The organism is Amycolatopsis sp. SID8362, assembly GCF_010550475.1.
GTDB lineage: Bacteria > Actinomycetota > Actinomycetes > Mycobacteriales > Pseudonocardiaceae > Amycolatopsis > Amycolatopsis eburnea.
In genome coordinates, this window is the sequence record NZ_JAAGNB010000002.1 from 1 (window position 1) to 10,345 (window position 10,345).

The 10,345-nt window shown below is 71.8% G+C and carries 9 protein-coding genes and 1 pseudogene; 3 read left to right on the plus strand and 7 right to left on the minus strand.

Going from position 1 to position 10,345, the window contains the following annotated elements; all coding sequences use genetic code 11:
- From G3I65_RS00270 to G3I65_RS00290, 5 genes and pseudogenes are all read right to left on the minus strand, one after another.
- Nucleotides 1-306, minus strand: a pseudogene (locus G3I65_RS00270) (alpha/beta hydrolase); the annotation flags it as partial.
- 26 nt (nucleotides 307-332) lie between these two features.
- On the minus strand, nucleotides 333-1,382 hold the full coding sequence (locus G3I65_RS00275) for a S9 family peptidase (RefSeq protein ID WP_160693610.1): 1,050 nt from the start codon (nucleotides 1,380-1,382) through the stop codon (nucleotides 333-335).
- On the minus strand, nucleotides 1,382-1,732 hold the full coding sequence (locus G3I65_RS00280) for a hypothetical protein (protein ID WP_160693612.1): 351 nt from the start codon (nucleotides 1,730-1,732) through the stop codon (nucleotides 1,382-1,384). Before G3I65_RS00280 ends, G3I65_RS00275 begins: the two co-directional genes overlap by 1 nt.
- Nucleotides 1,733-1,744: 12 nt before the next feature.
- Nucleotides 1,745-2,245, minus strand: coding sequence for a TetR/AcrR family transcriptional regulator (locus G3I65_RS00285; RefSeq protein WP_163046625.1), 501 nt, complete (start codon nucleotides 2,243-2,245; stop codon nucleotides 1,745-1,747).
- A gap of 66 nt (nucleotides 2,246-2,311) precedes the next feature.
- Nucleotides 2,312-2,965 carry a TetR/AcrR family transcriptional regulator gene (locus G3I65_RS00290; RefSeq protein WP_160693616.1) on the minus strand — a complete coding sequence of 218 codons (654 nt, stop codon included), beginning with the start codon at nucleotides 2,963-2,965 and terminating at the stop codon, nucleotides 2,312-2,314.
- A 111-nt stretch (nucleotides 2,966-3,076) separates the two neighbouring features.
- Between G3I65_RS00290 and G3I65_RS00295 the strand changes: the two genes are divergently transcribed.
- From G3I65_RS00295 to G3I65_RS00305, 3 genes are read left to right on the plus strand one after another with little or no spacing between them, the layout of a single operon-like run.
- Complete coding sequence (locus G3I65_RS00295; protein WP_160693618.1) at nucleotides 3,077-5,749, plus strand: MMPL family transporter; 2,673 nt, start codon at nucleotides 3,077-3,079, stop codon at nucleotides 5,747-5,749.
- Nucleotides 5,749-7,707: a YhgE/Pip family protein gene (locus G3I65_RS00300; RefSeq protein WP_160693620.1), complete on the plus strand. Its 1,959-nt coding sequence runs from the start codon at nucleotides 5,749-5,751 to the stop codon at nucleotides 7,705-7,707. The genes G3I65_RS00295 and G3I65_RS00300 overlap by 1 nt, the downstream gene beginning before the upstream one ends.
- Before the next feature lie 18 nt (nucleotides 7,708-7,725).
- Nucleotides 7,726-8,697 (plus strand): amidohydrolase family protein, encoded by a 972-nt coding sequence (locus tag G3I65_RS00305; protein WP_160693622.1) that lies wholly within the window; start codon nucleotides 7,726-7,728, stop codon nucleotides 8,695-8,697.
- Nucleotides 8,698-8,743: 46 nt separating this feature from the next.
- On the opposite strand, the gene G3I65_RS00310 is transcribed toward G3I65_RS00305, so the two are convergent.
- A complete protein-coding gene (locus G3I65_RS00310) occupies nucleotides 8,744-9,310 on the minus strand; it encodes a VOC family protein (protein WP_309235220.1) in 567 nt (188 codons plus the stop codon).
- The gene (gene sigJ, locus G3I65_RS00315; protein ID WP_160693626.1) at nucleotides 9,262-10,188 is read right to left on the minus strand and encodes an RNA polymerase sigma factor SigJ; all 927 of its coding nucleotides are present in this window, start codon (nucleotides 10,186-10,188) and stop codon (nucleotides 9,262-9,264) included. The genes G3I65_RS00310 and sigJ overlap by 49 nt, the downstream gene beginning before the upstream one ends.
- Between the last annotated feature and the right edge of the window lie 157 nt (nucleotides 10,189-10,345).

The following is a 10,345-nucleotide window of genomic DNA, read 5'->3' on the forward strand; positions in this document are numbered from 1 at the left end:
GCCGACGCCGATGCCCGCCAGGTGCGCCGGCCGGTCGTCGAGCCCGCGCGCGAGGGCGGCGGCGTCGGCGGCGAGGTCACGCAGCGTGTACGACGGCGCCTCCGGGTCGACCGTCGTCGACGTGCCGGAATCCCGCAGGTCGTAGCGCACGACGTGACGTCCGCCCCCGGCGAGCGCCGCGCACAGCGCGTCGGGCCAGGACAGCATGGTCGTGCCACCCGCGAGCAGCACCAGCGGAGCCGCCGGGTCGCCGAAGTGCTCCACCCCCAGGGTGACGCCGCCGGGCGTGCGGAACGTCGATCGCATCGTGAACCTCCGGATCAGTCGAGTCGTCATGGACCCGACGAACGGGAGTGCCGCGGCACGACATCCGCGAACCGGTGAAGTGCGTCGAGCACGGCCGGGGCGAGGGCGTCCGGGTGATCGGCGTCGTGCAGCAGGTGGTCCACGCCGGGCAGCGGCACCCGGCCCGGTCCGCCGGCGTGCGCGCGGCGCAGGGCGGCGGTCAACGCGTCCGTGGTGGCGCAGGGGACCTGACTGTCGTTCGTGCCGCAGGTCAGCAGCACCCTGGTCCCCGGACGCAGGGCCGCGGCGGTCGCCGGCGGGTAGACGGCGTCGTCGCTCAGCACGAACCGGCCGCTCGGCCCTTGGAACGCCGCGAAGAGCTGGGCGAGGGCGGGCGGCAGGCCGGTGGGGTCGACCGGCCGCTGTTCGCGCAGGGCGGTGACGGCGGCGTCGATCGCCGCGTCGATGACGTGCTGCTGCTCCGGGGTGAACTGGCCCTGCCGGACCGCCTCGGCGGTCTGGGCGTGCAGCTGCAGCGCGACCAGGTCCAGGAAGCGGATCGCCTGTGGTTGCAGCAATGCCAGCCCGGCTGGCCGCGGCTGGACCGTGCCGCCGAGCAGCAACGCGGTCATCGCGCCTTCGCTGTGCCCGACGACGAGCAGCGCGTGCCGGTCGGTTTCCGGCTGGTCGCGCAACGACTCGTAGGCGGCCTTCGCCTGGCGGACGAACGCCGGGTAGTCGAGGGTTTCCGGGTGGTCGCGGTAAGCGCCGAGCCCGGTGCGGCCGGTGCCGTACTTGTCGAAGCGCAGCGTGGCGATCCCGTCGCCGCCGAGCGCGCCGGCCACCTGCGCCAGCGTGTCCGGAGACGCGTGGGGCGGCTGGTTTCCGTCGCGGTCCGTGGGGCCGCTGCCGGGTAGCAGCAGCGCGGCGCGCAGCCGTTGCCCGGCCCGGTGCGCGGGAACGTGCAGGGTGCCGTAGGTCGCCGTCCCGTCGACGGTGAAGACGATTTCGCGGTCGGCGGCGGGCACGAAGCCGGGCGCCGGGCCGGCGGTCACGGCGGCCAGGGACACCGCGGCCGCGGCGAGGTGGGAGAGCATCAGCGCAGCGCGTTCTCGACCAGCGCGACCGTCGCGCGCGGGTCGTCGACCTGGAGGACGAGACGGGCGTAGCGCTCGTCGGCGAGTTCGATCACGACGGCTTTCGACGAGTCCTTGACGTCCCAGAAGACCTTTTCGCCGTCGAGGTGGAACGTGCCCGCCGTGATCACGCCGGGCAGGTGGGCGCCGGGCGCGCGGATCCCCTTGGGGTCGGCGGCGATGCCGGGGTCCGCGGTCGCGCCGCGGACGTTGGCCAGCGGGATGGTCAGGCTGCTCTTGAACGCCCAGAGCTTGTCGAGACCTTCGATCACGACCACGAGGTCGTCGCCGTCGATGTGGACCAGTGCCATGTTTTTTCCTTGTCAGTCAAGAGGATCGAACCGCCGGGTCAGCGCGGTGCCGACCCCGTCGGGGTTGCCGCGCAGGACGATGCCCAGTGCGGCGGCCGTGAGAGCGGCCGCGAGTTCGGGGGAAATGCCGAGCGCGTCGGCGATCGCCTGGTCGACGGCGGCCAGCGCCGCGCTCACTTCGGCCGCCACCTCCTCGTCGGCCGGCGCCCGTTCGACCGCCGCGAGCAGCAGCAGCCCGAGGTCGGACGCCGTGACGAGCCGCAGCACGGTCGCGGCATCGGGAGCCGCGGCGAGCGCTTCGGCCAGCGGACGGACGTCGTCGCCGAGGTGACGGCGCAAGGCGGCCAGGTAGAGGCCGCGCTTGCTGCCGAACGTCTTGTACAGGCTGTTGCGGTGCAGGCCGAGGTGGGTCACGAGGTCGTCGACGGAAACCCCGTCGTACGCGCGCCCGCCGAACAGCTCCACGGCGGCACGCACCACCTCGTCCTCGTCGAACGCCCGTCGCCTGCCCATGCCACGACGATAGTGTTTTGAGGAACGATCAGTCAAGAACGATCGTTCCTCAAATTTCGCGCGTCGCTACGGCGCGATCAACGCCGTGAACAGCCGGGGCAGCACGTCGGTCACGTACCGGCTGTTGGCCCGGTCCGGAAGCTCGTCGAGGATCGCGCGTTCGAGCATGGTCTCGTAGAGGGCCACGATCGTGACCACGGCGCTGCGCGGATCGACCGTCAGTCGCAGGTCCAGCCGGCCGAGCAGGTGCTGCAGGATCTCCGCCAGCGCGTCGTGGAACCGGGCCTCGGCGGACGCGGTCGGCGCGCGCAGTTCCGGCTGCCGCATGGCCTGGGCGCGGAACTCGGCGTTGAGCAGGTACCACGTCTCGTCGGCCGCGACGGACTCCATGAACAGCAGGCCGGCCTCCTGTAGCACCTCGGCGACGGACCCGGGCGCGGCCCGGTCGACCGCCGCTTCGACGGCGGCGCGCAGCCGCTCGGCGCGCTCCTGCATCTCCACCTCGTAGATCGCCAGGAACAGCTCTTCCTTGCTGGCGAAGTTCGAGTAGAAGGCGCCGCGGGTGAAGCCGGCCCGTTCGCAGATCACTTCGACCGGGGCGTCGCGGATGCCCAGCTCGGTGAACACCTCGTAGGCCGCCGCCATGACTCGCCGCCGGGTCTCCGCGCGCCGCCGGGTCATGCCCTTCGGGGAGCCGAGACCCGCGCTGGTGGTCGCCATGTCGTTCACCTTACTTTCCCCGCCTCACCCGCCGGAGTGACGGGATGCACTGTGCATCGGATACATCCTGCATTACGATACACGACGTATCCAACCTGGTCAGGAGTCCTCGTGTCGTCGTTCCTCTACCGGCTGGGCCGCGCCGCCGCCCGTGCCCGGGTGCTCGTGCTGGCGCTGTGGGTGGTGGTGCTGGCGGCGGCCGGCGGTGCGGCACTGCTGTTCAACCACGGCACCGACGACGCGTTCGCCATCCCCGGCTCCGAGTCGCAGGACGCGCTGGACCACCTCGGCCGGGTCTTCCCGGAAGTCAGCGGCACCTCGGCCCAGCTGGTCCTCGTCGTCCCGGACGGCGCGAAGGCCGACACCCCGCCGCACCGCGCCGCGGTGGCGCGGGCGGTGACGCGGATCGGGAAGCTGGACCAGGTCGCCACCGTCGTGAACCCGTTCGACGAGAACGTCGACGGCGCGGTGTCGGACGACGACCGGGCCGCCCTGATCGCCGTGCCGTTGAAGGTGCAGCTCGCCCAGGTCGACCCGGCCACCAAGACCGGGCTCTCGACGATCGCCGACGACCTCGGGAAGCAGACCGGCGCGAAGGTCTACACCGGCGGTGATGCCTTCTCCAACCGGGTGCCGAAGCTCAGCCCCACCGAAGGCATCGGCCTGGTCATCGCGCTGCTCGTCCTGGTGCTGATGTTCCGGTCCCTGATCGCCTCGGTCATGCCGCTCGTCACGGCGATCCTCGGGGTCGGCGTCGCCATCGGGCTGATCTTCCTCGCCACCCTCGTCACGCCCATCTCCTCGACCGCGCCGATGCTGGCGGTGATGATCGGGCTCGCGGTCGGCATCGACTACGCCCTGTTCCTGCTGTCCCGGCACCGCGACCAGCTGGCCGAAGGCCTCGACGTCGAAGAGTCGATCGCCCGGGCCACCGCCACCGCCGGGTCGGCGGTCATCTTCGCCGGCCTCACCGTCGTCATCGCCCTGCTCGGGCTGGCCGTGGCGGGCATCCCGTTCCTGACCACCATGGGCGTCGCCGCCGCGGTCGCCGTGGCGCTGGCGGTCGCGATCGCCGTCACGCTCGTCCCCGCGCTGATGTCCTTCGCGGGCAAGCGGTCGCGGCCGCGCACCCCGAAACCCAAGCGGCGCCGCCGGAAGCCGCGGATCGCGCACTGGTGGGTGCGTGCCGTGACGAAGGCACCACTGGTCACGGTGCTGGTCGTGGTCGCCGGGCTGGCCGTCTGCGCGATTCCGGCCACCAGCCTGCGGCTGGCATTGCCGGACAACGGAACCGAGGAGCACGGCAGCCCCGCGCGCGACACCTACGAGGTCGTCAGCGAGCACTTCGGGCCCGGCTACAACGGCCCGCTGATCGTCACCGCCGACATCATCACCAGCACCGACCCGATCGGACTGGTGAACAAGATCGCCGGCGAGATCCGGCACGTCCCCGGCGTCGCCTCGGTCCCGCTGGCCACCCCGAACCCCAAGGGGGACACCGGCATCATCCAGGTCGTCCCCACGACCGCGCCGGACTCCGCGCAGACCGACGACCTGGTCGCGCGGCTGCGCGGGTTGGAACCGCACTTCCGCGACACCTACGGCACGCAGGCCGCGGTCACCGGCATCACCGCCGTCGGCATCGACGTCTCCGCCCAGCTCGGCAGCGCGCTGCTCCCGTTCGGGATCCTGGTCGTCGGGCTCTCGCTGATCCTGCTGGCCATGGTGTTCCGCTCGATCTGGGTGCCGATCAAGGCGACGGCCGGGTACCTGCTCTCGGTCGCGGCGGCCTTCGGCGCGACGTCGTTCGTGTTCGTGCAAGGCCACCTGGCGGACGCCCTCAACGTGACGCACACCGGCAGCGTGATCAGCTTCCTGCCGATCATCCTGATGGGTGTCCTCTTCGGACTCGCCATGGACTACGAGGTCTTCCTCGTGTCGCGGATCCGCGAGGACTACGTCCACCACGGCGACCCGCACCACGCGATCGAATCCGGGTTCATCTCCGCCTCGCGCGTGGTGGTCGCGGCCGCGGTGATCATGTTCGCGGTCTTCGCCGCGTTCGTCCCCGAAGGCAGCGCCACCATCAAGCCCATCGCGTTCAGTCTCGCGGTAGGGGTCTTCATCGACGCCTTCATCGTGCGCATGACCCTGGTGCCCGCGGTGCTGGCGCTGCTCGGCCGCCGCGCTTGGGGGCTCCCGCCGAAGCTGGACCGGGTGCTGCCGGTGTTCGACGCCGAGGGCGACGCGCTCGTGCACGAACTGCGGCTCGCGGACTGGCCCGGCACCGACGAGGCGATCAGCGCCCGCGACCTGCGCCTCGAGGACGACCGCGGCCACCCGGTCTACCGCGACACCGAGCTGCGCGTGCCCCGCGGCGGCGTGCTGGTGCTGCACGGCACGGGGGCCTGCGGCAAGACCGCGCTGGCGTACACGCTCGCCGGCCGGGTCACCAAGTTCACCGGCGACCTGAAGGTGCTCGGCCGGGTGCTGCCCCAGCACACCCACGCGCTGCGCCGCGAGGTCGCCGTCATCCCGTGCCGCGACACGCGGGACCCGGCCCGGCAGATCGCCCTCGACCGGGACGCCGGGCTCGTCGTGGTCGACGACATCGACCTCGTGCTGCGCGCGGACGTCCGCGACCACGTCCGCCGTCTCATCGCCGAGCGGGGCGCCACGACGTTCGTGCTGACCTGCCAGGACCCCGAGCGCGTCCGGGACCTGCTGCCCGCGGCCGCGCACCTGCACGCCCTCACCGCCGTCCAGCCCGCCGAGGTCTCCTGATGCTCAAGCCGTTCGCCGACTCCGCCCGCGCCCTCGCCTCCGGGCCGCTGACCTGGCGCACCTGGACCGGCCTGATCGCCGTGCCGCTCATCATCATGGGTCTGCTCACCTGGGCGTTCTGGGCACCCGACGCCAACCACGGCACCGCGAAGGCCGCCGTGGTCAACACCGACGAGCCCGCCCAGGTCAACGGCCGGACCATCCCGCTCGGCCGCCAGCTCGCGGGATACCTGACCCACAGCGAAGATTCGGCCTACGACTGGGTGCTCACCGACGCCGACGACGCCGCGGCCGGCCTCGCCGACGGCAGCTACGCGGCCACGGTGACGATCCCGAAGGACTTCTCGGCACGCGCCACCTCCAGCGCCACCGCCAAACCGCTCGAGGCGCGCCAGGCGCAGGTGCGGGTGCGGACGTCCGACGCCGCCGGGGTCAGCGATCCCGGCCTCGCCGACCACATCGCCCAGGCCACGCAACGGACGCTGAACCAGCAGGTCGTGCAGACCTATTTGGACAACGTCTACGTCGGGTTCACGACCCTGCACCAGAAAGTCGGCCAGGCCGCGGACGGCGCGGCGCAGCTCGCCGACGGAAACCGTCAGCTGGACGACGCCGCCGGGCAGCTGCGCACCGGCGCCGACCAGCTCGCCGCCGGAACCGCCCAGCTCGCCAGCGGCTCCGGCAAGCTGGCGTCCGGGCTCACCCAGGCCGAGCGCGACACCGCGCGGCTGCCCGCGTTGACCCGGCAGCTGGCCGACGGCGCCGACCAGGTCGCCGACGGCAACGAACAGCTCGCCGGCGTCGTGGTGCCGCTCGCCAACCGGATCATCGCCGCGCTCGACGCCGTCCCGTCAGCGAGCAGCGCGGCGAAGCAGTTCCGGCAGCTCGCCGACGAATGCACCGGCACACCGGCGTTCTGCGGCCGGCTGAGCGAGACCGCGGACCGGTTCACGACCGACGCGGGAAAGATCGACGGCGTCAAGGCCGCCGTCCGCGCCAACGCCGTCAAGGCCCGCGACGCCGTCCAAGCGCTGGCGACCGGGGCCCGCAAGGTCGCCGACGGCAACGCCCAGCTCGCCACGAAGTCCACGGAGCTGGCCGCCGGCATCGCTTCGGCCGCCGACGGCGCGCGGCAGCTCGACACCGGCGTCCGGCAGGCGAACTCCGGCGCGCAGAAGCTCGCCTCCGGCGCCGGACAGCTCAAGGACGGGACCAAGAAGACCGCCGACGGCGCCCGGGAACTCGCCACACAGCTCGACCAGGGCCGTGACCAGGTGCCCAGCTACACCGACGCCGAACGCGCGCACCTCAAGACCGTCGCCGCGGATCCCAGTACGGCCACGACGGACGGCACGCCGATCGGCACCCTGGCCCTCACGCTGTTCGCCGCGCTCGCGCTCTGGGCGCTGGCACTGGCCACCTACATCGTCACGCGGGCCGTGCCGGACGGCGTCCTGACCGCGCGCGAGCCGACCTGGCGGATCATCCTGCGCGCCGCCATCCCCGGCGCCACGGCGGCCGCACTGGCCGCGCTCGCCATCACCGCGATCGCCGTCCCGGTCCTGAAACTCGGCTTCGCCGGCACCATCGGCTTCCTGCTGATCGCGCTGCTGGCCGCGTCGGCGTTCGTCGCCCTCAACCAGGCCGCCACGGCGCTCTTCGGCCGCGCCGGCCGGATCGCGTCCCTCGCGATACTGGTCCTGGCGGGCGCGACCGGCGTCGTCTCGACGCTCCCCGGACCGCTGTACGCCCTCGCGGACTACCTCCCGACCCACGGCGCGGTCCTGGCCCTGCGCGCCGCGGCCACCGACGGCACCGGCCTGACGACCGGGGTCGCCCAGCTCGCCGCGTGGCTGGTGGTCGGCACCCTCGTCTCGATCCTGATCACCGACCGCCGCCGCTACCTGTCCGCGAAGAGCATCCGGCTGCGCCGCGCGCACCCGCTCGCCACCGTCTGATCCGAGAGGACCGCTCCGATGAGCCGTGCCCACCGCATCGACACCCACCAGCACCTGGTCCCGCCGGACTACGCGAAGTGGATGCACGAGAAGGGCATCCGGCCCGGCGGGGTCGACCTGCCCGCGTGGTCCCCGTCGGCCGCGCTGAAGTTCATGGACGGCCGCGGGATCCGCACCGGCATCCTGTCGCTGTCCACGCCGGGGGTCTACTTCGGCGACGTCGCCGAGGCTCGCCGCTGGGCCCGTGACGTCAACGAGTACACCGCCGCGGTGGTCGCGGACCGCCCGGACCGCTTCGGGTTCTTCGCCACGCTGACGCTGCCCGACGTCGAAGGCGCGCTCGCCGAAGCCGAGTACGCCCTGGACGTCCTGCACGCCGACGGCATCGTGCTGCTGGCCAACAACGACGGCCGCTACCTCGGCGACCCCGGCTTCGACCCGCTGCTGCGGTTCCTGCACGACCGGCAGGCCGCGGTGTTCGTCCACCCCGGCGAGCTGCCCGCCCCGGAGGTGCCCGGCATCCCGACGTTCACCGCGGACTTCCTGCTCGACACCACCCGCACGGCGATCAGCCTGATCCTGTCGGGCGCGATGGCGAAGTACCCGGGGATCAAGTTCATCCTCGCGCACGCGGGCGGGTTCGTGCCCTACATCTCCTACCGGATCCTGCTGACGATGATGAGCACGAAGAACAAGGCGCAGCAGGCGTGGGCGCTGCTGGACCAGAAGCATCAGGTGCCCAAGCAGCTCGCCGTGCTGCGCCAGTTCTACTACGACATCGCGCTTTCCGCGTCCCCCGCGGCCCTGCCCAGCCTGCTCGAAGTGGCCGACCCGGACCACATCACCTACGGCAGCGACTTCCCGTTCGCGCCCGCGCCCGCGGTGACCTTCTTGAACAAGACGTACGAGAAGTACCCGCTGGACGCCAAGCTGCGGGCCGCGATCGACCGAGGCAACTCCGAGAACCTCTTCCCCCGCCTCAAGAGCTGACCCGCTGCTCGGCGGCGAGGCGCGTCACCGAATGGTGCGTGCTCCCTCAGGAGCCGCCGGTGAGCCCGGCCAGGTTGCGTTCGATCTCGTCGACCGCAACCTCACGCAGGTGCTGGTCGAAGCCCCAACGATGGCCGGAGGGGTCGAGGACCTCGCCGGTGCGCACACCCCAGAACGCATCACGCACGGCGGAATGCAGTGTCGCGCCGGCGGCCAACGCCCGCTGCACCGCGGCGTCGGCGTCATCGACCGTCAGCCGGTAGGCACCGACCGAGGTGCCCGTCGCCGCCGGGCTCGCCAGCGTGGTGCCGAGCACGGGCGCGGCGATGGCGACCGGCAGTCCGTGCACGTCGAGGTCGGCGATGAGGATCGACTGGTCCGGCAGGCGGAGCAGACGGGTCACCTCGGCGCCCAGCCCTTCCTGGTACCAGGTGATGCTTTCGTCGACGTCGTCGACGACGAGGTGCAGTGCGAAGCGGGGTGCGTGGTCCATGGCTGTCTCCAAGTTCAGGTCGAGGTGTTCCACGCCTTCGACGATTCGGCGCGTCGGAACGTCAGGGATGTTCAGTGTTTCGGCCAGATGTGGAGCTTTTCGGGATTGCGCACGACCCACAACCGCTTGATGCGGCCGTCGACGATGTCGAAGGCGTAGACCGCGGTTGTCCCGCCGCCGTCGGTCGCCACCAGGCCCGGCTGACCGTTGACGGTGCGTTCGAGCAGGTCCAGGGCCCCGGCCCGCTCGGCGAGGCCGACGAGGAAGCGAGCGATCTCGGCCCCGCCCTCCACCGGCGCGAGCGACGCGGCGACGTGACCGCCGCCGTCGGCGATCGCGGTCGCCGACGGGTCGAGCAGCTCGACGAGCGAAGCGACATCCTTGGCCTGCCAGGCCCGCTTGAAGGCGCCGACCACAGCCGAGCGCAAGTCGGGCGGCGACGCGGCCGGGCGGGCCTGACGGATGCGCCGCCGGGCGGACGACGCGAGCTCACGACAAGCCGCAGGGGTGCGCCCAACGATGTCCGCGATCTCGGAGAACTTGTAGCGGAACACGTCGTGCAGGAGAAAGCTGACCCGTTCGGCCGGGGTCATCGAGTCGAGGACGACGAGGAACGCCATGTCGATCGACTCGTCGAGGGTGATCCGCTCCGCCGGGTCGGCACCAGGTCCGGGCCACTCCGCGCTGTCGGGCAGCGGTTCAGGAAGCCACTGCCCGACGTACTGTTCGCGACGCACCCGCGCCGACCCGAGCACGTCCAGGCAAATCCGGCTGACCACGGTGTTCAGCCACGCCCCCGGAGCCTTGACGGCGTCACGTTGCTCCGGCGCGAGCGCGTACCAGCGCGTATAGCCCTCCTGAACGGCGTCCTTGGCGTCGGCGAGGGAGCCGAGCATGCGGTAGGCGAGGTTGATCAGCCGATCTTGCTGGCCGATGACCAGCTGGTGGCGGGTATCGCTCTCGTCGGGTGCGTGAGCAGCGGCAGGGCTCGTGTCCATGAAATCGGGGCTCCCCGTGTCGTCGCGGTTCTCAACCGTGTCGACGACGCAGCCGACCGAAGTGTCAGCTGCTTGTCAGTTGCAGGACCCGAACCGCACCCACGCGCCACGGTTCACCCAAGATCGATCCCAGACACAAAGAAACCCCTCCGAACTG

What these genes read in the sequence shown, in the direction of transcription:
- G3I65_RS00285 (WP_163046625.1), bottom strand. Translation starts at nt 2,245, where the DNA reads ATGGGCAGGCGACGGGCGTTCGACGAGGACGAGGTGGTGCGTGCCGCC.
- sigJ (WP_160693626.1), bottom strand. Translation starts at nt 10,188, where the DNA reads ATGGACACGAGCCCTGCCGCTGCTCACGCACCCGACGAGAGCGATACC.
- G3I65_RS00300 (WP_160693620.1), top strand. Translation starts at nt 5,749, where the DNA reads ATGCTCAAGCCGTTCGCCGACTCCGCCCGCGCCCTCGCCTCCGGGCCG.
- G3I65_RS00275 (WP_160693610.1), bottom strand. Translation starts at nt 1,382, where the DNA reads ATGCTCTCCCACCTCGCCGCGGCCGCGGTGTCCCTGGCCGCCGTGACC.
- G3I65_RS00290 (WP_160693616.1), bottom strand. Translation starts at nt 2,965, where the DNA reads ATGGCGACCACCAGCGCGGGTCTCGGCTCCCCGAAGGGCATGACCCGG.
- G3I65_RS00305 (WP_160693622.1), top strand. Translation starts at nt 7,726, where the DNA reads ATGAGCCGTGCCCACCGCATCGACACCCACCAGCACCTGGTCCCGCCG.
- G3I65_RS00280 (WP_160693612.1), bottom strand. Translation starts at nt 1,732, where the DNA reads ATGGCACTGGTCCACATCGACGGCGACGACCTCGTGGTCGTGATCGAA.